Origin of the sequence: Azomonas agilis (assembly GCF_007830255.1) — a bacterium.
Lineage (GTDB): Bacteria > Pseudomonadota > Gammaproteobacteria > Pseudomonadales > Pseudomonadaceae > Azomonas > Azomonas agilis.
In genome coordinates this window covers 103883-128546 of the sequence record NZ_VLKG01000008.1, presented here as the reverse complement: position 1 = coordinate 128546, position 24664 = coordinate 103883, and the positions used below count along the sequence as shown (strand labels likewise).

The following is a 24664-nucleotide window of genomic DNA, read 5'->3' as shown; positions in this document are numbered from 1 at the left end:
TAAACGAGCATATGCTAATTCGCTGGGCGCACTATGCCGTAGTGCCTTGAACCTGTCCAGTCATAGCGTTATCGCGGTAGATCCCCTCTCGTTAGCTGGAGATATCTGCTGCTCAAAGCGCTCTAGGATGCTAAGGAAGGCCGCTCGATCCACCTCACCCAGCACACGAGCGTCCACAACTTCTTCTCCTTGTTGATTAAAGAACAGAATGGCGGGAGGGCCAAATATTTTGAACTGACTCAAAAGAGCTCTTTGTTCCGGCGTATTGCGGGTAATGTCCAAACGCAGCAGTCGGTAGGCCGCTAGCCGAGGTACAACCGCTTCATGCTGTAACACTTGGCGCTCAATGACCTTACAACTGATGCACCAATCAGCGTACCAATCCAACACAACAGGCTGTTTACGGGAACGAGCGGCGTTCAGCTCTTGAGTCAGTGCCTCGGGCGTATCCAGATGTATCCAATTTTGAGACAGAACCGCTCCATCAGAAGTACGCTCATAGGTTGCTTGAGCCAGCGGACGTAAGGGATCAGATTGGCCTTGCAAAGCCCCCACCCAACAGCTCAGCCCATACACCAACAAACTGAGCCCGATCAATTGCCTCAGCAGTAGCTTAGGAGTTTTAGGCGCAAAGTCTAAAATCCCTAAATACAGCGCTGAACCTACCGCCAAGCTACCCCACAGCCACAGGCTTAAGGAACCCGGCAGGATGCGCTCCAGCATCCACAGAGCAACCGCCAACAACAGGACACCAAACAAATGGCGAACCCCCAACATCCAAGGCCCAGTGCGAGGTAACAGTGTACTGCCACCCAAAGCCAACAGGATGAGCGGAGTTCCCATACCCAAACCCAGCAACCACAACTGAAGCCCTCCGCCCCAAGCATCACCGGAGTGACTGATGTACAACAAAGCCCCCGCCAAGGGCGCTGAGACACAGGGCGACAACAACAGACTGGACAGCACCCCCAAGGCCGCAGCCCCTAACCAAGAACCGCCCTGAATACGCCCTGCTAATTGATCAATGGGGCCGCGTATCCACTGGGGCCACTGCAACTCAAACAAGCCAAATAAAGACAGGGCCAGCAGCACAAAAAAACCCGCGAAAGGCACCAGCAACCAAGGCGATTGCAAACGCGCTTGCAGGTTGAGCTCAGCCCCAAACAAGCCCATGAGCACCCCCAAGGCCGCAAAACACAGGGACATCGACAAGACATAAGCTAAAGCCAGCCCCAAAGATTGCTTTTTGCTCGGTTGTCCCTGCAACAACACCCCAGACAGGATGGGCAACATCGGTAATACGCACGGCGTAAAAGCCAAACCCAAGCCCGCCAGATAGAACAGCAGCAGCCCTGTTAGCGATAAAGACTGAACCTTAGGGGCTAAAACGTCCGGCTTAGAAGCTGAGGGTGAGGCTTTTTGCAGCAGTGGGAATACTTCCTGCTCCGGGGGATAACACAGCCCTTTATCTGCGCATCCCTGATAGTCCACCTTTAATGAAAAAGGTCGTTGTTCGGGATTATCGACCTGAAGCTGTACCTGCAAAATCTGCCGAAAGACTTCAACAGAGCCAAAGTATTCATCCACCTTGGGCTCACCTGCGGGCAAATCCACAACCCGTACCTGAACGCTCGGATCGGTACTGGAAAACTGTAAGCGATGACGGTATAGGTAATAGCCTTCAGCAATCACAAAGCGCACAACTAGCCCTTCGGGTTGTAGCTCCCCAACACTGAGCTGAAAGGCCTGACGTACCGGCAAAAAGTCTGCGCTATTGTTTAACGGAGCCCCCAACACAGGGTTGGGTTTGTTCTCAAATAACCCTGCCTGAGCAAAACTCCCTGCCAGCAGCAAGAATAGAATCAACAAAAGACGCATGGATGACTCCAGCCAAAAACTCTCGGCATCATACCCAAGCCCAGACCTCAGTGGGTCAATAGGGTGTAAACCTTCAATCAGGATTTTTGAATGTTTGTTACTTCATCGCCCATAGTTCAAACCTTTGTAAGACTGTTGCTACTGGGGTTTTTCAGCAGTCTATTAGCCGCTTGCCAAGAGTCCTTACCCCCTATACCCAAATGGCAAAGCCCAGAACAACGCCAACACCCTGATCTAGGGCGTATTGTTGATCTCAAAAATCAGCAAGACCTACAACCCCAACAACTGATTACAAAACTTCAGAGCGCACGCTGGGTATTGGTAGGAGAACGCCACGACAACCCAGACCACCACAGCCTCGAAATCTGGCTGTTGAAAGCTCTAGCCCAGCAGCGACCACAAAACAGTCTATTACTGGAAATGCTCACTCCAGACCAACAAACTCCAATACGTGAAGTACAGCTTGGCTTAGCTAAGGGACGTACCTTTGAGGATTTACCCAAAGCCCTAAATTGGCAACAAGGCTGGGACTGGGCTCAGTACGGGCCACTCATGCAGTATGCCCTACAACAAGCCTACGCCATTCTGCCGGCTAATCTGACTAAGCAAGAGATACGTCAGATCTACCAAAATCCGCCACAGCTCCAAGGCAAATACGCTAATACACCCGCCGTGCAGGAGGCGCTCATCCAGCACATCCGTGATAGCCACTGCCAATTACTGCCAGAGTCTCAGCTCCCAGCAATGCGCGCCGTTCAGCAACAACGGGATCGACGTATGGCCGAGCGATTAGTAAGTGCCCCTCAGCCGGCACTATTAATCGCCGGTGCCTATCATATACGCCGCGACTTGGGCGTGCCCCTGCATTTAGCCGACTTGGGACATACAAAGGACGTTCAGGTATTAATGCTGGCCGAAGCCGGGACTCAGGTTACTGCAGAGCAGGCCGATTGGGTTTGGTTTACCCCTGCACAGCCAGAACAAGATCACTGCGCCGCACTGCGAACCCTCAACAAAACGGATTGATATAGAAAAAACCAGACAAAAAAAACCCAGCCGAAGCTGGGTTTAAAACCGTGATTAGCCTTGATGAGGAGATAACCTGAAACCTTGTGACCTGGGGTCCCAGCTTACCGGCTGATCTCTCGACCAGATGATTAAATAATAATAATTATCATTTGATAAGTCAAGCGCCGGATTTGTTGACTGGATCACAGCCCTGGAAATCGGCGGCGCAGGCTGACAATCAGCTCATCAAAGTGATTACTGTGCTGTGTATCAATCGACAGGCTATAGGGCAACTCCGCAGCCGTTATAGGCTCTCGGTTGGCTTGCTGCGCCTTGATAACATCCAAGGTTGCATCAGAAGGATCAACTCCTTGTGCTTGACGCTCCGCCAACCACTGGGCCACCAAGGCTTCAGGGGCGTGACAGTCCAAAATAACAAAGGGCACACCCGTTCCTTCAGCCACCTCAGCAGCAGCCTGACGTTGGGCCAGTTTCAGATAGGTAGCGTCCAGCACCACAGAAAACCCAGCAGTTAATATCTGTGTGGCCAACTGATGCAAATGTTGATACGTCTGCTCTGTGGTTTGAGCACTGTAGAGTTGTTCTGCGGTTAAAGCGCCAAATACACGCTTGCGCTCTACATCGGAACGCAGGCGAATAGCCCCTAAATCCTCCACGAGCTGCAAAGCCACTGAGCTTTTACCCACAGCGGATATACCACAAGTAATCGCCAAGAAGGGGTATGGAATGCGGCTATAGGACTCGGCTAACTGGGCGTAAGCACGATATTGATTCAAAACCGCCAGCCGCTGTGCCTCGTCCTGCTCTTGGTAGAGGCAAAACAGACTGACTTTGGCGCGCACTAAAGCCCGATAAGCTTTATACAGATTGAGCACCGGCAAGGCAGCATAGTCACCCGTTTGCTCCAACCAAGCGTTGATAAAGCGGTTAGCTTGGACGGTTAAACCACGATCCTCCAAATCCATGACTAAAAAAGCGGCATCGGAAGCGATATCAATAATGCGGAAAGGTTCATTGAATTCGATGCAGTCAAACAAGACCACTCGATCATCCAATAGCACCGCATTACCTAGGTGCAAATCACCATGACAGGCTCGCACCATACCCTGCTGGCAGCGCTGTTCTAGTACCGGCCACAGACGCTGGATGCTGCTTTCAGTCCATTGAGACAGCGCCTCTAACTGCTGTAAATCCTGTGCCTCCTGTAATAGGGGTCGAATTTGCTCAAAGTTTTGGTACATAGGAGCCACAATAGCCTGTGGCCTATTTAGTTCATGCTCTGCGGCCACAGGCGCGAGCGAGTTATGAAAGTGGCTAATTTGCTGCGCCAAAGCGTCAATATGGGCTGCCGTCAAAGCGCCACGCGCCTGTACCTGAGCCAACAATTGCTGTTGAGGAAACTCGCGCATCTTCACCAGATATTCAATGGGCGCTCCCACTCCATCTAAGACGGGATTTTGCTCAGTGCCCGTAACAGGTAACACCGCCAAATAAAGCTCAGGAGCCATACGCTGATTGAGCTGTAACTCCTGTTCACAAAAATAGCGCCGCGCCTCCAAGGTGGTGAAATCCAAAAAGCCGAAATTGACCGGCTTTTTCATCTTATAAGCATAAGGGCCGGTTAGGATGACCCAAGAAATATGAGTTTCGATGATCTGAATGGAGCTGACCGGATGGGGGTAAAAGTCGGGGCGACGCAGAGCATCGAGCAGCACTTGAGTCATGGATCAATCCTAATTAATGGGCAAAGGAGTGCGCGTCTTACGATCGGCAATCGGTAAATTGTTTCATTATGGCGCGCGGTAAAACACCTGCAAATGGATTCACTACGCCTATCAAAACAGCAAAGGGCGTATAATAAAGCCACAAAACGCTTAAACAGATCAGCGCTAAGGATTTGAATCCTGTCATAGCCGCACGGTCATAGTCGGATTAACACTTTGCACTCTGAAAGCCTGCCCCCATCTGAAGGGTTCTAGGTTCTGAAGTAACACGACTTGAGGAGAATGAGGTGACTCATCCTAAACGCCGGACGGGCGGTATTCGCTGGTGGTTAAGCGGGCTTTTTAAACTATTTCTAGTCGCCTTGGTGGCCCTAGGGGCACTGGCAGTCTATCTGGATGAACAGATACAAGAACGCTTCTCTGGGCGACGTTGGGCTATTCCAGCCAAAGTATATGCACGCCCCTTGGAGCTGTTTGCCGGTCAAAAACTGTCTCAACAGGATTTTTTAACCGAGCTGGACGCCCTAGGTTATCGCCGGGAAAAGACCCTTAATGGCCCTGGTGAAGTCGTAATCAACGGCAATCAGGTCGAGCTGCACACCCGTGGATTCCAATTTTTTGAAGGTACAGAGCCCTCTCTACGCCTTAAACTGCGCTTCTCCGGCAATTATCTGAGCCATCTGACCGACCATCAGGGTAAGGATTTGGCTGTAGCGCGTTTAGACCCACTGACCATCGGCGGCATTTATCCGGCCCACAACGAAGACCGCATTTTAATCAATATCGACCAGACCCCCGCCTATCTGATTGAGACACTGGTAGCCGTTGAAGACCGCGATTTCTTCGAGCATTTTGGGGTGTCTCCAAAAGGCATCGTCCGGGCCCTGTGGGTCAATACCTCTTCTGGAAAGCTGGTACAGGGCGGCAGTACCCTGACCCAACAGTTGGTCAAAAACTTCTACCTCAGCAACGAACGTACCCTCAGCCGCAAGCTCACCGAAGCCATGATGGCAGTGCTGTTGGAGGTTCACTACAGCAAGCGCGAAATATTAGAAGGCTACTTCAACGAAGTATTCATGGGGCAAGACGGCAACCGAGCCATTCACGGCTTTGGATTGGCCAGCCACTACTTCTTCAATATTCCATTGGCTGAACTCAAACTGCATCAAATTGCACTGCTGGTGGGGATGGTGAAAGGCCCGACCTACTACAACCCACGGCGTAATCCTGAACGTGCCTTGCAGCGTCGGAATCTGGTGCTGGATCTTCTGGCCGAACAAAAAATCGTTACCCTTGAGCAAGCAGAACAGGCCAAACAACAACCCTTAGGCGTTACCCGCAGCGGTAGTTTAGCCAATACCTCTTTTCCGGCTTTTTTAGACTTGGTCAAACGCCAACTGCGCCAAGACTATCGTGAAGAAGACTTAACCGAAGAGGGTTTACGGGTTTTCACCAGCTTTGATCCTCTGCTGCAAATTAAAGCCGAGCAGTCCGTCACCGAAGTATTAGGACGCTTTAAATGGAAGGGCCATGAGGAGTTGGAAGGCGCTATGGCCGTTACCAACCCAGAAACCGGCGAGGTTTTAGCCCTAGTCGGTGGCCGAGAGGCAGGGTTTGCCGGTTTTAACCGTGCCTTAGATGCAGTGCGTCCCATAGGCTCTTTGGTAAAACCGGCAATCTTCCTAACTGCTTTAGAGCAACCTAACCGCTACAGCCTAACCACCGCGTTGCCAGATCAAGCCTTCTCCATCAAAGACGGCACCGGACAACTCTGGCAACCGCAAAACTATGACCGACGGGAGCACGGCTCAGTTTACCTCTATAAAGCCTTGGCTAACTCCTACAACCTGTCTACCGCCAAAATGGGCTTGGATTTAGGCGTACCCAATGTACTGAAAACCATCAAACGTCTGGGGGTGGATCGCGATTGGCCTGCCTATCCTTCGGTGTTACTGGGGGCTGGAGCCTTAACCCCGATGGAAGTCACCAGTATGTATCAAACCTTGGCCAACGGTGGCTTTAATACCCAACCGCGCGGAATTCGCAGCGTATTAACCGCCCGCAGTGAACCTCTGAAGCGCTACCCCTTCCAAGTAGAACAGCGTTTTGATGCTGGAGCTGTGTATTTAACCCAATACGCAATGCAGCGGGTAATGACGGAGGGAACGGCCCGTGCCGCCTACAACCGCTTACCGCGTAACCTAACCCTTGCTGGAAAAACCGGCACCACCAACGACTCTCGGGATAGCTGGTTTGCAGGCTTTAGTCAGGACTTACTGGCCGTTGTCTGGCTAGGACGGGACGATAACGGCAAAACTCCGCTCACCGGTGGTACGGGCGCACTGCCGGTATGGGTTGAGTTTATGCGCAAGGCCAACCCCCTCCCCCTAAGCACTCCGATGCCCGATAACATTGTAGAAGCTTGGATTGATCCTCAAACAGGACTCAGTACCACAGCGGATTGCCCCAATGCCCAAAAAATCCCTTACATCCGGGGCAGTGAGCCCATGTTTGGAGGCTGTGGGCCGGTCTATGACACGGCACCCTCCACAGCACCCTCAGCCCCCGGAGATGACCCCATTCAAGATTGGCTTAAAGAATGGACGCAACAACAACAGTAAAATCGAATGGCTTAGATAGGAATGAACACGCAAGCTTTAGTGGAACAACAACCAATAGGATGCTGTGGAGGCATTTGGCCCGTGGGTATAAATAAGCAATGGGTACTCTTGGTAGCGGGACTGGCCCTACTACAAGGCTGTGCGAGCACCAACAGGGATGCTATTCCCGTCACAGAAGCCGGTCGCCCTGTTGAAGCCTCAGGACGCATCCCGACTCAGACGACCTCAAACACTACGGCCCAGCCTAAATACACCCAGCCAAGCGCACCCGTACAGGACTCTGGCGTAGTGGTAATGGTGCCGCAAGGCAACAATCCTCCGTTGCAAGTTGGTAGTGCAGCAGCCAACGCAGGCATCAGTGTTAATCCTCCACCGGTTTGGAATACGCCCAGCGCAATCACCACCACACCTACAATCCCTCCCAGTGCCCCCACAATGCCTACAGCACCCGCTCGGCCACTGGATACCGCCAGTGTGTTGGCCGCCGATGAGCAGCTAGACGGCCCGGTATTAGCCTTGCTCACCACCGCCCAGCAATTACAGGGTAACGGCGATTTGAACGGCGCAGCCTCCAGTTTGGAACGCGCCCAACGGATTGCCCCTCGCGAGCCTCAGGTGCTATACCGGCTGGCTCTGATTCGTCTGAATCAAGGAGACGCAGCCCAAGCGGAACAATTGTCACGCCGAGCCTTGAGCTACGCCGCCGGTCGTCCTGCTTTGCAAGCCGGTCTCTGGGATCTGATTGCCCAAGCCCGCGAGAAACAGGGCGATCCAGCCGGTGCCGCCCAAGCACGCCAGCGCGCCAAGGTAAGTCTGTAATGGATCCTCGCTTACCTGCACTAGCTGAACAGTTACTGCTGATTGAGCGCGAATTACGCCTACAGGGAGTATGGGCCACGCAGGCTCCCTCCCCAGAGGCTCTGGCCAGCACAGTGCCCTTTGCGGTAGATACTCTGGGGTTTGAAGAATGGCTGCAATGGATCTTTCTACCACGGATGAAGGAGATCATCGAAAGCAATCAGAACCTGCCTACCGCTTCAGGCATTCTGATGATGGCCGAACTGGTATATGCCCAGCAGCCGCAGTATGCAGGCCTACTACGGGCACTTGAGCAATTTGATCAACTGATTACCCATAAGCTGAGTACTTAATCAATCCAAGGGCAGCACGAGGCGTTCGGAGCCAGCAACACATCGCAAGGTGGCTGGCTTAACAACCACTGCACCATCCCCCCAACCAAAGCCTGACTGAGTAAACCGCGCTCAGAATGCACTCCTAAAGCCACTACCTGAGGTTGGGTTTGTTGGATATATTGCTCTACACATTGGTAGCGCTCACCGTAAGCCACCTGCCCCAACAAACGAATATCCCTAGGGGGCAAACGCTGCTGTATATCCTCAAGTACCTGCTCCAAAAGCCTTTGTTGCCAAGACAACTCATCCGGCTCAGGGCAGGTTAACAGGGTTCCCTCCAATACATTGAGCGCATAAAGCTGACTGTCCTCGGCCAACAAGGGCCACAGGCTGCACAACGCCCGACTGGCACAAGAGGAAAAATCCACCGCCGCCAAAGCGCGCTGATAGGCCTGATCCGCATTCCCTACCACCAGCAACACCGCCACCTCTAACTCTGGCAGCAACTGCTCCAAGGTAGTGCCGCTAAAACCACAGCTACTTTGTGCATGGTGTGCGCCCAAGAGCAGTAAATCCGGTTCTAATCCCTGCACCAGTTGGCTAAGCACTTCTAAGCGACCACCGGAGCGTAGCTGTACATCCGCCTGCGTTACGCCGTAGTGGTCTAAACGGGCCTGCAACTGCTGCCTGATGGAGGTCTCAGATAGAGAAGTAGAGGGCTCACAGACATGGACAAGGCTAAGCCGCGCCCCCCTTAACCCCATGAGCTGCGCGGCGCGCTGTAAAGCCAAATCAGCCTCTGGAGTTAGGTCATGGGCCACCATCAGGTGCTGTGTTTTAAGCTCCGCTGTCGTCGTCCTCGTCATCGCTACCGTCCACCTTCATGTCCAATTCCTTGATTTTGCGCGTCAGGGTGTTACGTCCCCAGCCTAGCAGCAAAGCCGCATCGCGCCGCCGTCCTGCGGTGTGTTTTAAGGCGGTTTCGATCATAGCCCGTTCAAAGGTGGGTACAGCCTCATCCAACAAACTGGTTTGCCCGCGCCCAAGGGCTTGATCGGCCCAGTTGCGTAACGCCTGCTCCCAGTTTTGCCCAACGGTATTGGCGGTAGGCAGATTCAGCAGCTCCGGTGGCAGATCATCCACCAAAACCTCACGCCCGGAAGCCATTACCGTGATCCAGCGGCAGGTGTTTTCTAACTGGCGTACATTGCCCGGCCAAGGCAATTTGCTGAGGTATTCTTCGGTTTCGGTTTTCAGCACCTTGGGATCAACGGCCAGCTCCTGAGCGGCACGGGCCAAAAAATGCCGCGCTAAAGCGGGAATATCCTCACGCCGATCAGAAAGGCGCGGAATATGAATACGGATCACGTTCAGACGATGGAACAAATCCTCGCGAAACTTGCCCGCACTGACCAAGCCTTCCAGATTCTGATGGGTCGCAGCGATGATGCGCACATCCACCTTAATCGGGGTATGGCCTCCGACGCGGTAAAACTCACCATCAGCCAACACCCGCAGCAATCGGGTTTGGGTCTCTGCCGGCATATCGCCGATTTCATCCAAAAACAGGGTGCCGCCATCGGCCTGTTCAAAACGGCCTCGGCGTTGGGCCGCCGCTCCAGTAAAGGCTCCTTTTTCGTGGCCAAACAGCTCAGATTCCATCAAATCCTTAGGAATTGCCGCCATATTTAAGGCAATAAAAGGAGCGGCTTTGCGCGGGCTATGGCGATGCAGGGCATGGGCCACCAGTTCCTTACCCGTGCCGGACTCACCATTGATCAGCACCGTAATGTTGGAGTGGGATAGCCGCCCAATAGCCCGAAATACCTCCTGCATCGCCGGCGCTTCACCGATAATTTCTGGGGTCGGAGGTTGCTCCACCAGAGGCTCAAGCTGGATGCCTTCCTGTTCTTGGGCATGCTGATAGGCACGCTTGACCAAGGAGATGGCCTCATCCACATCAAAAGGCTTGGGCAGGTACTCGAAAGCCCCGCCCTGATAAGCCGCTACCGCGCTGTCGAGGTCGGAATGGGCGGTCATGATGATGACTGGTAGGCGCGGATGCTGATCCCGAATTTGGGCCAACATATCCAGCCCACTGGAACCCGGCATACGGATGTCCGAGATAATCACATTGGGCTGCTGACGTACCAGCCGATTCAGTACCGCTTCCGCATTATCGAAACTTTGAGTCGTAATACCTTCCCGCTGTAAGGCTTTTTCTAACACCCAGCGTATTGAACGGTCATCATCGACAATCCACACGGTTTCACCACGGCTCATGGGGAAGCGCTCCTTATTGTTCAAGCGGCAAATAGATCGAAAAAGTGGTTTGCCCCGGTTGGCTTTCACACTCGATCAAGCCTTGATGTTGGCTGATGATGTTCTGAGTAATAGCAAGCCCCAGCCCTGTACCGTCGGGCCGACCGCTTACCATGGGATAAAAAAGGGTGCTTTGCAGATCCACCGGAATGCCGGGGCCGTTGTCAGTAATCGACAGATGAATCACCAGCCGATGCCGCGTATGCCCAATCACAAACTGGCGCAGGGTGCGAGTACGCAAGGTGATGCGTCCACAGCCCCAAGCTGGACAGTCTTGGCAACTGGCAATGGCTTGGGTAGCGTTACGCACGATATTCAGCACCGCCTGTATCATCTGCTCCCGATCCATTAAGGTCTCCGGAATGCTCGGGTCGTAGTCACGCACCAGCGTGATGCGCCCCTGACTTTCGGCTTCCACCAAACTGGCTACCCGCTCCAGCACTTCGTGAATATTGGTCATAGACAGCACCGGCAGTTTGTTAGACCCCAGCATGCGATCCACCAGATTGCGCAACCGATCAGCCTCTTCAATGATGACTTCGGTGTAATCCTTCAGTTGAGGATCAGGCAATTCACGGGCCAGTAATTGGGCCGCCCCCCGGATTCCCCCTAAGGGATTCTTAATTTCGTGGGCTAAGCCACGCATCAGCATCTTGGAAGTTTCTTGTTTGGAGAGCGGATTGTCTTCCTTGATCAGCCGTAACAGACGCTCACGTGGTAGAACCTCCAGCAATAACATCACCTTATCACCTGCGCGTAGGGGCGTTACCGCATAAGCCACAATCTGGGCATGTCCCTGAGTCGAAGTTAAGGCAACCTCACGTTTGGCGAAGGGTTGCGCCTCTTCGACCGCTTGGCGCAGGGAGGACAAGGCCTCCGGCGATTCGCTGAATAAGTCGCTGATAAAGTGTCCGTAACTGCGTTGACCACTGGTAGCCAAGAGGATTTCTGCGGCTGGATTCATGTAAGCCAGACGTAATTCAGAATCCAACAGGAGGGTGGCTGTGGTCAGATTCTCCAACACCAAGCGTTGCAAGGGTTCATCCAGCATGCTGATACCTTAGGCCAACGGAAGAAAAATGATCTTAAATAGGGCATTTAGTGCACTAATTTTAAGCAGTGTACTGCTCAGCACCCAGTGCTGAAAAGCGAATAAAGCCCGATTTACGCTGCCTAGACAATAGGACACAGGACATTTAGTCACAGGTAAATTTTTAAGCTAGGCCTTGAAGCATAGGTTAAAAACTGCTCTTTTTAGGTGCATTTTGGCCTATTATGGATGACTTCCGCTGCACAGTATCGCCACGCACAATAGAAGCTCTTTAAATCCAATGGGCTCCTCTATCATGGTGCGCTTTGAAGACCTGCATTTATTCCAACGCACCGCCCTGTTAGGCAGTTTTTCCAGCGCTGCTCGCGAAGCCAATCTCTTACCCGGTCAAGTCAGTGCCGCCATTCAGCGACTAGAGCGTGAACTGAAGGTACGCCTGTTTGCCCGCTCCACCCGTAGCCTGCGCCTCACCGCTGAAGGGGAACGCTATTTGCCCTATGCCCAACAGTTGTTAGACATCCAGCAGCAAAGCCAACAAAGCCTGCATTCACAAGCCGATGACTTACAGGGCACGTTGCAATTAGCCGCGCCCTCAGATTTTGGCCGCAACCTACTGCTGCCTCGGCTAAGCGAACTCTGCCGTCAGCACCCCCGATTAAAGCTGCGCTTACAGCTCTCCGATGAGCTGACCGATGTGTTTCGAGATCCGGTAGATATTGCCGTGCGCTATGGGCCGATACAGGATGCCAGCTACATTGCTCTGCCCTTAGCGCCCTATAATCGTCGCGTCTTGGTGGCGGCCCCTGAGTACCTTGCCCAGCATCCAGTCCTTGAAACACCCAAATCCTTGCACCAGCACTCTTGCTTGCTGTATCAACTCAAGGGGCGTGCCTACGACTGCTGGAACTTTGAGCACCAAAGCCAAAAGTATTCGGTACAGGTTGAAGGCCATTTACTCTGTGACGATGCGGATGTGGTCAGGCGCTGGGCTATAGCAGGGGAAGGAATTGCCTATAAGTCGTGGCTGGATGTGGCTGAGCACGTTGCTCAGGGAGCATTACAGGTGGTGCTGCCCGAATGGCGTGGCGAGTCTGTGCCCCTATATCTCATCTGCCCTCACCGTCAGCAATTTTCTCCGGCGGTACAGGCGTTGTACCGGATACTGCAAGGACAGTGTCAGAGGTTGATGAAGTCTATCCCTGCATAAATAAAAACCGCCGCCTCAGTGACTGAGTGCGGCGGTCTGACAGCAGCAAAGGATATGAGAACCCTGCTTACTCCTCGGTAATCCGAGAATGTTTTTGCGTGTCTTTCATGGTCAGGTACACAAACAGAGAACAACCGATACAAGCCGTGACGTACCAGTAGAAACCAGACTCCATGCCAATACTCTTAAACCACAGCGCCACGTATTCAGCAGTACCGCCAAAAATGGAGACGGTTAAAGCATAGGGTAAGCCCACACCCAGCGCACGAATCTCGGTCGGGAACAGCTCGGCTTTAACCACAGCGTTAATCGCGGTATAGCCACTGACGATAATCAGCGCCGCCATGATCAACCCAAAAGCGCCCCACAGGGTTTGCACCGTATGCAGTGAAGACAGAATAGGATAGGTACACAGAGTACCCAGCACGCCAAAGCTGATCAAAATCGGACGGCGGCCAATCTTGTCCGACAGCGCCCCAACGATGGGTTGCAACAGCATGAACAGGAACAACGTCGCCGCCGAAATCATCGTTGAGTCGGACTTACTCATACCCACCGTATTCACCAAATACTTCTGCATGTAAATACTGTAGGTGTAGAAGGCTAGGGTTCCGCCCATGGTCAAGCCAACCACGGTCAAGACTTCTTTCGGGTGGCGTAGCAGAGCCCGCAAGGAGCTTTCGCTTTTAGTCTCGTCTTTTTCCTTTTTCTTAAAGGAGGTAGTTTCCTCCATGCCCCGACGCAGATACAGAGCCGATACCGCACAGGCAGCACCGATCAGGAAGGGAATCCGCCAGCCCCAGCTTTCCAGTTGTTCGGTAGTCAGAACTTGTTGCAGCAGAATCAAAACTGCCAAGGCAATCAACTGACCGGAAATCAGGGTCACATACTGGAAGCTGGAGAAAAATCCGCGCCGCTCTTTAGTGGCCATCTCACTGAGGTAAGTCGCAGAGGTGCCGTATTCGCCCCCTACAGACAAGCCTTGCAGCAAGCGGGCAACCACCAATAAGACGGGCGCGGCCACACCAATGCTTTCATAGCTTGGGGTCAGGGCGATAATCAGCGAGCCGCCGCACATCAGCAGTACCGACACCATCAAGGCCGCTTTACGGCCTTTGCGATCGGCATAAATCCCCATCAACCAACCCCCAATGGGGCGCATTAAAAAGCCTACAGCAAAGATGGCCGCGGTATTTAGCAATTGGGCGGTCATGTCGCCCTGCGGGAAAAACGACTTGGCAAAGTACAAAGAGAAGGCGGCGTACACATACCAGTCGTACCATTCCACCAGATTGCCCACAGAGCCGCTAAAAATAGACTTAAGACGCTGGGAGGTGGTTTTAGGGACAGCGCTGTTAGCCGCTGCTATAGAGGCAGTAGTATCCATGAAGATTCCTCTTGTTGTTGTCGGCGGCGCAAGGCAATGGGGCCGCACAGACTACAGAGCAGGAGGCGTGCCAGCGTTAAAAGCCGCTAAACACAAGGCGTTCAGCCCTATGGATCAGCAAAAATCCGCTTAAATGGCTTTGAGGCGTAAGCAAAAATCCGCCGATCCAGACCTTGGAGTCTGAACCGGCGCTGGGGATGGAAGGTGAATCAGTCATCGGTGACGAGGAAACAGCCCCGCGCCAATCCATAGCGCTGCATTTTTTCGTTTAGAGTCCTTCGGGGCAGTTGCAGCTCATTTAACACCGCTTTGATGTCACCCTTATGACGGCTGAGGGCAGCGCGTAAACACTGAGCCTCAAAGGCATCTACTTGGGCAGCAAGGGATGATCCGATATTAGGTTCAGCACTTGAGCTGTCCAAGTTGAGCAGATGGCGCTCAGCAGCATTGGCTAGTTCCCGCACATTACCCGACCAAGGATGACTGAACAGGCGTACCAACTGGTTATGGGTTAAAGGCCGAGGCGCACAGCCCAATTTTTGGGCGGCCCGTTGGACAAAGTGCTCAAACAGTAGGGGAATATCTTCCCGCCGATCCCGTAACGGCGGTAAATGCAGCTCGGCTACATTGAGGCGATACACCAAATCTTCGCGAAAACGCCCGGCCCGCGCCTCCTCCAGCAAATCTGGCTTAGTAGCAGCCACAATGCGCAAATCCACCGTAATGCTTTGGTTGGAGCCCAGCCGCTCCAAGCGTTGTTCCTGAATCACCCGCAGCAATTTAGCCTGCTGGGCAAGGGGCATGCTTTCGATCTCATCCAAAAACAAGGTGCCGCCGTTGGCATGTTCTAGCTTACCGATGCGCTTGCCCTGAGCTCCGGTAAAGGCTCCACTTTCATGGCCAAACAGCTCGGCCTCAAACAGGGTGTCGGGAATGGCCGCGCAGTTCAGAGCCACAAAGGGCTTGTTACGGCGTGGGCTAAAGTCGTGTAAACAGCGGGCTAACTGCTCTTTACCACTGCCGGTTTCGCCCCGTACCAGCACATTGACCGGCAAAGGGGCCAAGGCCAACACCTGTTGCCGCAAGGCTTGCATGCCGGGAGATACGCCCAGTAAACGACCGGCCAATTGGGTGGCTTGATCGTTGTGCTGCTGCAAACGGCGGTTTTCCAATACCAACCGCCGTTTTTCTAACGCCCGCTTTAAACTGTTGAGTAGGGCTTCGGGGCTAAAGGGTTTTTCTAAAAAATCGTAGGCGCCTTGACGCATGGCCTCCACTGCCATCGCCACATCGCCGTGACCCGTGAGCAAAATCACTGGCAAATCAGAATCGAGCTGTTGCAAACGATCCAGCAGACTCAAGCCGTCCAAACCCGGCATACGCACATCGCTGAGTACCACGCCGGAAAACTCCCGCGATATTTGCGCCAAAGCTGGCTCCGCGCGTGGATGCAGGACGACTTCAAAACCCGATAGCTCCAGCCATTGTTGAATGGCCTCACGGATGCTGGCCTCGTCATCAATCACCATAATGGATTCAGCCATGGGTCTTCTCCTTACACAACGGCGGGTAAAATCAGGCGAAAACAGGCTCCGTGCTCGGTATTTTCAGCGGTCAGCTCACCGCCCAACTCGTGGGCAATGGCGCAGGAAACCGCCAATCCTAATCCAAGTCCCTCCCCCACTGGCTTGGTGGTAAAGAAGGGATCGAACACCTGTGCTAGGTGTTCTGGAGCAATTCCCGTACCGCTGTCAGTAACGGATAAACACCAGCGATCCCCTTGGCGCTCACTGCGAATCTCTAACCACTGCGATGTACAACCCGCTACCGCATCCAAACCATTGCGGATTAGATTGACTAATACCTGTTCCAAACGAATGGGGTCGCCCCAAACCCGCAACGGATGGTCAAGATATTGCCGAATTTCCACCGGCTGTCCGCGCAATCGCGGCTCTAACAGCTCTAGGGCACGCTCTAGGGCAGCGGCTAAATCCACGGCTTCGCGCAGACCTCGGGGGCTTTGGCGGGCGTAAGTTTTCAGGTGGCCGGTGAGCGCCGCCATTCGACTGAGTAAGTCTTCCAGCTTGCCCAAAATACGCCGCGCATCCTCCAGCCGGTTTTGATCCAACAGCAGGCGCAGGCTGGCCAATTGCATACGTTGCGCGGTAAGCGGCTGATTCAGCTCATGGGCCATCGCCGCTGACATTTGCCCCAAGGCCGCCAACTTAGCCGCTTGAATCAAGCCATCCTGCGCGGTACGCAAGGCGGCTGTGCGTTCTTCTACCAGTTGCTCTAGCTCCTGCCTGCGCCGCTGGCGCTCCTGAGCTAAACGTCGGCGCTGCACCAGCAACAACGCAGCAAACCCCAAGGCCAACCAAGCGCCGGCAGCGGCTACACCGGCCATACGTACCGAGCTATCCAAACCATTGCTAGGGCGTAACAGGTGTATGTTCCAGCCCTCAGCAGGCAGAGGCAGGGTATTCCACAGGTAATAACCAACCCGCTCTGGGCCACGGATGCGTACCCAGCGTTGCCCCGGCCCCAAAATTTGCTGGTCTTGATACGCCAACGGCACCAAGGATTGGTTGTAGTACTGACGCTCTGCCTGCAACTCTTGGCGGTCTTGTTCGGTCAGCGGACGCAGCATGCGATAGCGCCACCCCGGTTGGTTGGCTATAAACACCACGCCGCGCTCATCACTGACCAGAATGATGTCCGGGCGCTGGCTCCAACTTTGCTCCAACTCCGGGAACTCCAGCTTAACCACCATGACGCCTAAGAATTGCCCCTGCTCATCCTGAATGGCTCGGGACAGGAAGTAACCCGGAATGCCACTAACCACCCCCACGCCATAAAAACGCCCGCTTCCCGTGACTTTAGCCTGCTGAAAATAAGGCCGAAAGTGGTAATTGTGCCCGACATAGCTGGTGGGGAGTTGCCAATTGCTGGCAGCAACGGCTAACCCTTCAGCGTTCATCACCTCAAGGGTTGAGGAGCGCGTGGCTTCGTTAATGCGCTCTAATTTGAGGTTTAATCGGTGCTGGATTTCCGGGGTTAAGGGGGCTGACAGGGCCTCGCGCAGCTCTGGGTCTAAAGCCAACACTGAAGGCATCACCCGATAGCGCTCAATCAGGGTATGCAGGCTAGTGGCATACAGGCGTAACTGGCTGTCACTGTGCACAGCCGCCTCATGCAAGGCTTGGTACTCGGCACGCTGTACCGCCCAGCGCGCCGCGATAACAGCCCCTAAAACCAACACCAGCGTAATCAGTAATAAACGCCAGAAACGCAGCCCATCCAAGGTACTCGACACAGATCACCTAACGCAGTAAAGGGCTTATCCTCCGTAAGACAGCGTCCAGCCTACCACCTCGGTAGCCAGCTTCCCGGCGGCACTCCCTAAAGCACTGACGGCTCCCTCTACTTGATCCTGACTAAGAGCCTGACGTACTTCAAAACGGCGGTTGGCCAAAATACGCTGATCGGTATTATCGACCAGACGTAGATCCAGACGAATCACCGCCTCAGGCCGGCCTCCAGAATACTCGACTTGAAAGGCCCGTAAATCACCGTCCAGCACCCGATCGGCTTGCAATTGGCTGTCGTCATTACTCAGGGCCATGATGCGTCCATCGCGCAAAAAAGCATCTTGCAATTGCTGGCGCAGCAAAAAGGGGGCAGGACTGCTCCAACGGGCTCCCGCGTAGTTGCTCAGCTGATTTGGCGTAGGTAACACGGCAATACGTGCACTGTTCAACGCCTGACTGGTTTGTGGCTGATTGATACGCAGCGACCAAGAAACCGCCGCCGCCGAACTGCTGGGCAGCTTAGCATCCGGCAGCATATACACCTTCAAAGGCTCGGACTCAGGCAGCACCGAGCAAGCGCTTAAACTAACCCCCAGCAGCAACAGACAAAGCACCCGCGTCATGGCCGAAACTCCTGTGTCTGCCCACCGCCCAAAAAGTATTCACTGGGATTTTCCAGCTTGCGCGAAATCTCCTGCACCCCTTTCAGGGTTTGCCGCAGCTCGCGCAGAGTCGGGCCTAATTCATTCAGACCTTGGACTCCGCGCCCTACAGCACCTCGGTTTTCACTCAGCATCAGCTCAATTTGCTGTCCGCTACGCTCCATGCTGGCCAAAATCTTACTGATGTGGCCCGTGATTTTACTGCCCTGTTGATCCAGCAAACCATTACTGGTGTGCAGCAGCGTTTTTACCTCGGCGATGGCTAAGGTGGCTTGCTCACTGGCGTTACCCATCTGGGCCAAAGCGCGCCCCAAATTTTCGCGTTCGGCGGCGATGGTGGTAGTGGTCAACTGGAGGTTATCCAAAGCCTTGCTGATGGAGGCGGCATTTTCTTCAGACAGCATACGGTTAGCACTGATCAGCAATTGGTTTAGGTTGCTCATCATGTCGCCTCCGTCCGATAACAACTGAGTCAAGGGCGAAGGCTGGGCGATGATTTTCGGGATATTCCCCGGCGCGCTGTATAAACGCGGGCTATCTGGCCGACCACTGCGCAACTGAATGATGGCGCCGCCGGTGATGCCGGTCATGGCCAGTTTAGCTTCGGTATCCTGCCGAATCGGAGTGCTCGCCGCTACTCGGATGCGGGCATGTACTTCGCCGGGATCGTCTTGATCCAAGCGCAGTTGGATCACATCCCCAACCTTAATGCCGCTAAATTGCACCCCACTGCCTTCTGACAATCCGGTTACTGCTTCGCGAAAAATAACGTCGTAATACTGGTAATCACGGTCGCTGCTGGACTTGGCCAACCACAGGGCAAACAGCAGGGCTCCGCTGACGATCAGCACCGTAAACAGGCCAATCAATACGTGATGGGCTCGGGTTTCCATAGTTATTGGCTCCTTGTGGCGGCGGCTTGGGCCGCACGTCCGCGTGGCCCGTGGAAATACTCCTGAATCCAAGGATCAGGGTGTTGTTCGACCACGGGCAGACGGTCAGCAATCAGCACCCTTTTCTGCGACAATACCGCAATACGGTCGCAGATGGTGTACAGGGTATCGAGGTCGTGGGTGACTAAAAACACGCTCAAACCTAGGGCATCGCGCAGGGTAAGAATTAATTGATCAAAGGCCGCTGCCCCAATAGGGTCAAGGCCTGCTGTGGGTTCATCCAAAAACAGAATTTCCGGATCGAGGGCCAAGGCGCGCGCCAAGGCCGCACGTTTAATCATGCCCCCCGAAAGCTGAGAGGGATACTTTTGCGCGGCATTCGGAGGCAAACCGGATAACGCCAGTTTAACCCGCGCCAACGCCTCGGCATCGGGGCGCTTTAAACCGGCATGTTCAATCAGGGGTAAGGCCACGTTTTCACACAGGGTCAAGGAGGAAAATAAAGCACCTTGTTGAAAGAGCACGCCAAAGCGCCGCTCCACTTCAGAACGGCGTTGAGGGTTTAACTCCTGCAAGTTTTCGCCAAACACCCGCACGCTGCCGGCACTGGGCTCGCGCAAGCCAACAATGCTGCGCAACAGCACCGACTTACCCGTACCCGAACCGCCCACCACGCCGAGGACTTCCCCGGCTTGCACGTCTAAATCCAGATGCTCATGCACGGTTTGCGCGCCAAAGCGATTCACCAAATCCCGAACTTCGATAACGGCGGTCACCATCCCATCTCCATAAAAAATAGAGCGGCTAGGGCATCCAACAGGATGACGATAAAAATCGACTGCACGACCGCTGAAGTGGTATGAGCGCCCACCGATTGCGCACTGCCCGCCACCTTAAAGCCCTCTAAACAGCCGATGATGGCGATTAAAAAAGCAAACAGGGGCGCTTTCACCAAGCCAATTATGAAGTGCCGCACCTCAATATCATTTTGCAGAGCCGCCCAATACATGGTGGCGGAGATATCCAAGCTCCACACACAGACCACCGCGCCGCCCAAAATGCCACACAGCATGCCGATAAAGGTCAGCAGGGGTAAGCTAATCAGCAACGCCAAAACGCGCGGTAGCACCAGCAATTCAATGGGATCTAATCCCAGAGTGCGGATGGCATCGACTTCTTCATTGGCTTTCATGGAGCCGATTTGTGCAGTAAAGGCGCTGGCGGTACGCCCGGCCATCAAGATGGCAGTAAGCAGCACGCCAAACTCACGCAAAAAGGAGAAGGCCACCAGATCAATGGTGTAAATACTGGCACCAAAGTTAGCCAGCACCGTAGCGCCTAAAAAAGCCACCACTGCTCCCACCATGAAGGTCAGCAAAGCTACGATGGGCACAGCGTTCAATCCACACTGCTCTATGTGGGAGATCATGGAGGTGATGCGCCAGCGATTGGGCCTAAAGAAAGCACGCACTAAGCTGCTGAGGGTCAGACCCATAAAGCCCAAGAGTGCATAGCCCAGATCCCAAAGGTACTTCAGGGTAATGCCGATGTGTTCCAGCACATCGCCCAAGGCATAGCGGGAAGGCTGCGGTTTTTGAGGGGGCTCGGTTAAGGCAGTGGCTAGGGTTTCCAATAAGGCACGGCGCTCGGCATTCAGGGTGTCGAGCACCGGCTGCAAGCGCTCTGGCCCCAACAATTCCACCAGCACGGAAGCTCCGGCGGTATCCAACTGGCCTAGGTTGCGTAGGTCAATCTCTAATTGCTGGTTTAACTTCGGCTGCCACAGAGCCGCCTGCTGCCTTAGGTGAGCGTAGTGTTTTAGCGTCCAATCCCCCGATAGGCGAAGCTGCTGGCCCTGTAAGAGGATTTGCTGAGTCTTGGCATCCTTCGACATTGAACTCCATCTTCCTTATTTTGGGCGGGGTGTTCTGGGTTAATACGCTGGCCTTGGAACATTAGACAAACAGATTGCCAAAAAATGCGAACCCGAAAGCTAGCACAGATACGAGTCTGCAACAGGCAAAACTGACTGAGCTCACTGGCCACTGGGTTATGCTTAGCCTTTTCAATTCCCCCTGAGGTGTAACGTGCCTTTAGCTTTATTTGATCTGGATAACACCCTGCTGGCCGGCGATAGCGACCACTCGTGGGGCGAGTTTATCTGTCGGCATGGTTTGGTGGATGCGGCCTACTATCAAGCCCGCAACGATGCGTTTTATCAGGACTACAAGGCCGGCCAACTGGATGTCATGGCGTATCAAAACTTTTGTCAGGAGTTATTGGCTCAGCACGATCTGGAGCAGCTTAGCCAATGGCACCAGCAGTTTATGCACGAATGTATTGAGCCTCTGATCCTGCCCAAAGGCGAAGCCCTGATTCGTAGGCACCAAGAAGCGGGCGATCAGGTACTGATCATCACCGCCACTAACCGCTTTATCACCGGCCCCATTGCCACGCGCTTGGGAATTTCTACTCTGTTGGCCACCGAATGCGCGATGCAGGATGGCCGTTATCTGGGCCAAAGTACGGACGTGCCTTGCTTCCAACAGGGTAAGGTGGTTCGCCTAAAGCGTTGGTTAGCCGAACAAGGACTTAATCTGGTGGATAGCTATTTCTACAGCGACTCCCACAACGATCTGCCCTTACTGCAACAAGTCACCCATCCGGTCGCGGTAGATCCTGACCCTCACCTGCGCCAATTGGCTGAGCAGCGTGGTTGGTCGGTGATTTCCTTGCGCGACTGAGGACAAGCCCATGAGCCCCCTGCTCCACGACCCACAGCACGCATCCAACTACTACGCCGCAACAGCGCATCCGGCCCCGAGTTATCCCCGCTTAAATGAGCCCCTACAGGCAGATGTATGCGTGGTCGGAGGCGGTTTTACCGGCATTAACACCGCCCTTGAGTTGGCTCAACGCGGCTTTTCCGTGGTGCTGTTGGAGGCTGAATATTTGGGCTGGGGAGCCAGTGGGCGCAATGGCGGGCAACTGATTCGAGGCATCGGCCACGACCTAGAAGGCTTTCGGCCCCTGTTGGGTGATGAAGGCATCCTCGCCTTACAGCAGATGGGTTTGGCGGCGGTGGAGCTCGTACGCCAGCGTATTCAAGCCTTTAATATCGACTGCGATCTAAAGTGGGGCTTTTGCGATCTGGCCACCAAACCTAAGCACTTGGAAGCGTTGCAGGCTGAGCAAGAATCCCTGCAGCAGCTGGGCTACAAACATGCCCTGAGCTACCTGCCCCAAGACCAGATCCAGCAAGTAATCGGCTCCGAGCGTTATTTAGGCGGACTGCTTGACCAAGGTTCTGGGCACCTGCATCCGCTGAATCTAGTACTGGGGGAAGCGGCAGCGGCCCAAAGCCTTGGCGTGCGTATCTTTGAGCAATCCGCCGCTGTAAAAATCGACTATGAACCCAAGATTTGCGTACATACCGCCCAAGGACAGGTACAGGCCGAATATCTGGTGTTAGCCGGCAATGCCCACTTAGGCGCAGTACAGCCCAAACTAGCGCGCCAAGTGTTACCAGCGGGCAGCTATTTGATTGCCACCGAGTCCTTGTCCGAAGCTTTGTGGCGCAGTCTGTTGCCGCAGGATACGGCAGTGTGTGACCAGCGGGCGATTATGGATTACTTCCGGCTTTCGGCGGATCGTAGGCTGATTTTTGGCGGCGCTTGCCACTATTCAGGACGTGATCCCAAGGACATTGCAGCCTATATGCGGCCTAAAATGCTGCGGGTATTTCCGCAACTGGCTCATACGCGCATTGAGTATCAATGGAGCGGCTTAATTGGCATCAGTGCTAACCGACTGCCGCAAATTGGCCGTCTAGCCGATCACCCTCAGGTATTTTACGCTCAGGCCTATTCAGGGCACGGCCTGAATAACACCCATTTGGCCGGGCATCTGCTGGCACAGGCCATCAGTGGGCAGGCCAGCACTGGTTTCGAGCTGTTTGCCCAAGTGCCACACCGGGCCTTTCCCGGTGGCCGTTACCTACGAGCCCCCTTAGTAGCGCTGGGGATGCTCTGGCATCGGCTCCGGGATTTGGGCTAAGTTCTAGCCGCCGGTCGCCGGAGGCATATTCAGCAGCTCGCGGGCCATGTTATCGGCAGCGCGCACCAAGGCATCCACAATACCGGGCTCAGCAGCGGCATGTCCGGCATCCCGCACGATATGCAGTTCACTGTTGGGCCAAGCCTGATGTACTGCCCAAGCGTTATCCAAGGGGCAAATCACATCGTAACGGCCATGCACAATCACCCCCGGCAAATGGGCGATCTTGGACATATCGCGCACTAGCTGATCGGGCTCAAGGAAGGCATTGTTGACGAAGTAGTGGCACTCAATCCGCGCAATGGACAGCGCTCGATGGGGCTCGGCAAAGCGCTCCACCACCTGAGTATTGGGACGCAAGGTAGCGGTACGACCTTCCCAAATCGACCAGACTTTGGCGGCGTGCATCTGGGCAATTTGATCCGTACCGGTCAAGCGTTTGTAATAAGCGGCCATCAAATCGCCGCGCTCGGCTTGGGGAATGGGCGCTAAATAATCCTGCCAGTAGTCGGGGAATAAGCGGCTAGCGCCTTCCTGATAAAACCAGGAGAAATCCTGCGGGCGGCAGAGGAAAATCCCGCGCAGCAGCAAACCCAATACCCGCTCAGGATGGGTTTGAGCATAGGCTAAAGCCAGAGTCGAACCCCAAGAGCCGCCAAACAACACCCACTGATCAATTTTCAGGTGCTCACGGATTTTTTGCATATCCGCGATCAGATGGGCGGTGGTGTTGTGCTCCAAGCTGGCATGGGGCGTAGAACGTCCACAACCACGCTGATCAAAGGTCACGATGCGGTACAGAGCCGGATCAAAAAAGCGGCGGCTGGAGCTGTCACAACCGGCCCCCGGCCCGCCGTGAATAAAGACCACCGGCAAACCGTCTGGCGAACCGCTTTCATCAACGTAGAGTACGTGCCCATCGCCTACCGATAATTCGTGGCGCGCATAGGGTTTAATTTCAGGATACAGGGTGTGCATGAAGAGGGCTCCAGAGCAAAACCAGGTTATCTTTTACTCAGACTGAGGGCCAATGTTCCACAGATCAGAGAGAGACTAGAGTGACTGAAAATCCAGTGATTCGCCGCTTTGCTCACGGGTAACGCGCTCTAATAATGCGCCTAAGGTTTCTCCGGTGGCGGGGCACACCCAGCGCTGCTGGGCTGGATCATACTGGCAATGAAAACCACCCGAGCGGGCGGCAATCCACAACTCCTTGAGCGCCGGCTGGCGGCTTAGGATGACTTGGCTGGCATTGGGCAAACGGATCGTCAACAAACCTCCGCTGTTTTCTAAGTCGGTATCCAAATCGGAAGCATCAAAACAGTCTTCTACCTGTTGCAACAGCTCATCGACCTGCTGGTGAAACTCTCGTTCGCTCAATGGCATAGGGTCA

Annotated in this window: 21 protein-coding genes; 7 read left to right on the top strand and 14 right to left on the bottom strand. The window is 54.2% G+C overall.

Translation table 11 applies throughout. The features are described from left to right. Positions 1-60 precede the first annotated feature (60 nt). Complete coding sequence (gene dsbD / locus LX59_RS11455; RefSeq protein WP_144572006.1) at positions 61-1878, bottom strand: protein-disulfide reductase DsbD; 1818 nt, start codon at positions 1876-1878, stop codon at positions 61-63. Between the two features lie 90 nt (positions 1879-1968). On the opposite strand from dsbD, the gene LX59_RS11450 reads away from it, so the two are divergent. Then, positions 1969-2904, top strand: a complete 936-nt coding sequence (locus LX59_RS11450) for a ChaN family lipoprotein (RefSeq protein WP_144572005.1) — start codon at positions 1969-1971, stop codon at positions 2902-2904. A gap of 185 nt (positions 2905-3089) precedes the next feature. On the opposite strand, the gene LX59_RS11445 is transcribed toward LX59_RS11450, so the two are convergent. Next, positions 3090-4631 (bottom strand): bifunctional aminoglycoside phosphotransferase/ATP-binding protein, encoded by a 1542-nt coding sequence (locus LX59_RS11445; protein WP_144572004.1) that lies wholly within the window; start codon positions 4629-4631, stop codon positions 3090-3092. A 287-nt stretch (positions 4632-4918) separates the two neighbouring features. On the opposite strand from LX59_RS11445, the gene mrcB reads away from it, so the two are divergent. The 3 genes from mrcB to LX59_RS11430 all read left to right on the top strand — a co-directional run bounded on the left by mrcB (position 4919) and on the right by LX59_RS11430 (position 8403). Continuing rightward, positions 4919-7252: a penicillin-binding protein 1B gene (mrcB, locus tag LX59_RS11440; protein WP_144572003.1), complete on the top strand. Its 2334-nt coding sequence runs from the start codon at positions 4919-4921 to the stop codon at positions 7250-7252. A gap of 87 nt (positions 7253-7339) precedes the next feature. Then, the gene (locus LX59_RS11435; RefSeq protein WP_144572039.1) at positions 7340-8071 is read left to right on the top strand and encodes a tetratricopeptide repeat protein; all 732 of its coding nucleotides are present in this window, start codon (positions 7340-7342) and stop codon (positions 8069-8071) included. Beyond that, complete coding sequence (locus LX59_RS11430) at positions 8071-8403, top strand: YqcC family protein (protein WP_144572002.1); 333 nt, start codon at positions 8071-8073, stop codon at positions 8401-8403. Before LX59_RS11435 ends, LX59_RS11430 begins: the two co-directional genes overlap by 1 nt. Here LX59_RS11430 and LX59_RS11425 read toward each other — a convergent pair. From LX59_RS11425 to glnL, 3 genes are read right to left on the bottom strand one after another with little or no spacing between them, the layout of a single operon-like run. After that, positions 8400-9251, bottom strand: coding sequence for a universal stress protein (locus tag LX59_RS11425; protein WP_144572001.1), 852 nt, complete (start codon positions 9249-9251; stop codon positions 8400-8402). The two genes, LX59_RS11430 and LX59_RS11425, sit on opposite strands and share 4 nt — an antisense overlap. Next, the gene (gene ntrC / locus LX59_RS11420) at positions 9223-10668 is read right to left on the bottom strand and encodes a nitrogen regulation protein NR(I) (protein ID WP_144572000.1); all 1446 of its coding nucleotides are present in this window, start codon (positions 10666-10668) and stop codon (positions 9223-9225) included. The genes LX59_RS11425 and ntrC overlap by 29 nt, the downstream gene beginning before the upstream one ends. Positions 10669-10681: 13 nt before the next feature. Further along, entirely contained in the window at positions 10682-11758 is a 1077-nt protein-coding gene (gene glnL, locus LX59_RS11415; protein WP_144571999.1) for a nitrogen regulation protein NR(II), read from the bottom strand. 295 nt (positions 11759-12053) lie between these two features. Here glnL and LX59_RS11410 point away from each other — a divergent pair, with 295 nt between their 5' ends. Then, positions 12054-12965, top strand: coding sequence for a LysR family transcriptional regulator (locus tag LX59_RS11410; RefSeq protein WP_144571998.1), 912 nt, complete (start codon positions 12054-12056; stop codon positions 12963-12965). A 67-nt stretch (positions 12966-13032) separates the two neighbouring features. Here the strand turns inward: LX59_RS11410 and LX59_RS11405 are convergent, their stop codons facing one another. The 7 genes from LX59_RS11405 to LX59_RS11375 form a co-directional block, all read right to left on the bottom strand. After that, a complete protein-coding gene (locus LX59_RS11405; protein ID WP_144571997.1) occupies positions 13033-14352 on the bottom strand; it encodes an MFS transporter in 1320 nt (439 codons plus the stop codon). A 209-nt stretch (positions 14353-14561) separates the two neighbouring features. Then, the gene (locus LX59_RS11400; RefSeq protein WP_144571996.1) at positions 14562-15896 is read right to left on the bottom strand and encodes a sigma-54-dependent transcriptional regulator; all 1335 of its coding nucleotides are present in this window, start codon (positions 15894-15896) and stop codon (positions 14562-14564) included. Positions 15897-15907: 11 nt separating this feature from the next. After that, positions 15908-17665 carry an ATP-binding protein gene (locus LX59_RS11395; RefSeq protein WP_246118744.1) on the bottom strand — a complete coding sequence of 586 codons (1758 nt, stop codon included), beginning with the start codon at positions 17663-17665 and terminating at the stop codon, positions 15908-15910. A gap of 24 nt (positions 17666-17689) precedes the next feature. Then, a complete protein-coding gene (locus tag LX59_RS11390; protein ID WP_144571995.1) occupies positions 17690-18283 on the bottom strand; it encodes an ABC-type transport auxiliary lipoprotein family protein in 594 nt (197 codons plus the stop codon). Next, positions 18280-19215 carry an MlaD family protein gene (locus tag LX59_RS11385; RefSeq protein ID WP_144571994.1) on the bottom strand — a complete coding sequence of 312 codons (936 nt, stop codon included), beginning with the start codon at positions 19213-19215 and terminating at the stop codon, positions 18280-18282. The genes LX59_RS11390 and LX59_RS11385 overlap by 4 nt, the downstream gene beginning before the upstream one ends. Before the next feature lie 2 nt (positions 19216-19217). Next, positions 19218-19994, bottom strand: a complete 777-nt coding sequence (locus LX59_RS11380; protein ID WP_144571993.1) for an ABC transporter ATP-binding protein — start codon at positions 19992-19994, stop codon at positions 19218-19220. Then, positions 19988-21109 carry an MlaE family ABC transporter permease gene (locus LX59_RS11375; RefSeq protein ID WP_144571992.1) on the bottom strand — a complete coding sequence of 374 codons (1122 nt, stop codon included), beginning with the start codon at positions 21107-21109 and terminating at the stop codon, positions 19988-19990. The genes LX59_RS11380 and LX59_RS11375 overlap by 7 nt, the downstream gene beginning before the upstream one ends. Positions 21110-21302: 193 nt before the next feature. Here LX59_RS11375 and LX59_RS11370 point away from each other — a divergent pair, with 193 nt between their 5' ends. After that, a complete protein-coding gene (locus LX59_RS11370) occupies positions 21303-21959 on the top strand; it encodes a histidinol-phosphatase (RefSeq protein WP_144571991.1) in 657 nt (218 codons plus the stop codon). Positions 21960-21969: 10 nt separating this feature from the next. Then, positions 21970-23271, top strand: coding sequence for an NAD(P)/FAD-dependent oxidoreductase (locus LX59_RS11365; RefSeq protein WP_144571990.1), 1302 nt, complete (start codon positions 21970-21972; stop codon positions 23269-23271). Positions 23272-23274: 3 nt separating this feature from the next. On the opposite strand, the gene pip is transcribed toward LX59_RS11365, so the two are convergent. After that, positions 23275-24249 (bottom strand): prolyl aminopeptidase, encoded by a 975-nt coding sequence (gene pip / locus LX59_RS11360; protein WP_144571989.1) that lies wholly within the window; start codon positions 24247-24249, stop codon positions 23275-23277. Positions 24250-24324: 75 nt separating this feature from the next. Then, positions 24325-24657 carry an iron donor protein CyaY gene (gene cyaY / locus LX59_RS11355; RefSeq protein WP_144571988.1) on the bottom strand — a complete coding sequence of 111 codons (333 nt, stop codon included), beginning with the start codon at positions 24655-24657 and terminating at the stop codon, positions 24325-24327. Positions 24658-24664 lie beyond the last annotated feature (7 nt).

What these genes read in the sequence shown, in the direction of transcription:
- dsbD (WP_144572006.1), bottom strand. Translation starts at nt 1,878, where the DNA reads ATGCGTCTTTTGTTGATTCTATTCTTGCTGCTGGCAGGGAGTTTTGCT.
- LX59_RS11450 (WP_144572005.1), top strand. Translation starts at nt 1,969, where the DNA reads ATGTTTGTTACTTCATCGCCCATAGTTCAAACCTTTGTAAGACTGTTG.
- LX59_RS11445 (WP_144572004.1), bottom strand. Translation starts at nt 4,631, where the DNA reads ATGACTCAAGTGCTGCTCGATGCTCTGCGTCGCCCCGACTTTTACCCC.
- LX59_RS11430 (WP_144572002.1), top strand. Translation starts at nt 8,071, where the DNA reads ATGGATCCTCGCTTACCTGCACTAGCTGAACAGTTACTGCTGATTGAG.
- LX59_RS11425 (WP_144572001.1), bottom strand. Translation starts at nt 9,251, where the DNA reads ATGACGAGGACGACGACAGCGGAGCTTAAAACACAGCACCTGATGGTG.
- ntrC (WP_144572000.1), bottom strand. Translation starts at nt 10,668, where the DNA reads ATGAGCCGTGGTGAAACCGTGTGGATTGTCGATGATGACCGTTCAATA.
- glnL (WP_144571999.1), bottom strand. Translation starts at nt 11,758, where the DNA reads ATGCTGGATGAACCCTTGCAACGCTTGGTGTTGGAGAATCTGACCACA.
- LX59_RS11410 (WP_144571998.1), top strand. Translation starts at nt 12,054, where the DNA reads ATGGTGCGCTTTGAAGACCTGCATTTATTCCAACGCACCGCCCTGTTA.
- LX59_RS11405 (WP_144571997.1), bottom strand. Translation starts at nt 14,352, where the DNA reads ATGGATACTACTGCCTCTATAGCAGCGGCTAACAGCGCTGTCCCTAAA.
- LX59_RS11400 (WP_144571996.1), bottom strand. Translation starts at nt 15,896, where the DNA reads ATGGCTGAATCCATTATGGTGATTGATGACGAGGCCAGCATCCGTGAG.
- LX59_RS11390 (WP_144571995.1), bottom strand. Translation starts at nt 18,283, where the DNA reads ATGACGCGGGTGCTTTGTCTGTTGCTGCTGGGGGTTAGTTTAAGCGCT.
- LX59_RS11385 (WP_144571994.1), bottom strand. Translation starts at nt 19,215, where the DNA reads ATGGAAACCCGAGCCCATCACGTATTGATTGGCCTGTTTACGGTGCTG.
- LX59_RS11380 (WP_144571993.1), bottom strand. Translation starts at nt 19,994, where the DNA reads ATGGTGACCGCCGTTATCGAAGTTCGGGATTTGGTGAATCGCTTTGGC.
- LX59_RS11375 (WP_144571992.1), bottom strand. Translation starts at nt 21,109, where the DNA reads ATGTCGAAGGATGCCAAGACTCAGCAAATCCTCTTACAGGGCCAGCAG.
- LX59_RS11365 (WP_144571990.1), top strand. Translation starts at nt 21,970, where the DNA reads ATGAGCCCCCTGCTCCACGACCCACAGCACGCATCCAACTACTACGCC.
- pip (WP_144571989.1), bottom strand. Translation starts at nt 24,249, where the DNA reads ATGCACACCCTGTATCCTGAAATTAAACCCTATGCGCGCCACGAATTA.
- cyaY (WP_144571988.1), bottom strand. Translation starts at nt 24,657, where the DNA reads ATGCCATTGAGCGAACGAGAGTTTCACCAGCAGGTCGATGAGCTGTTG.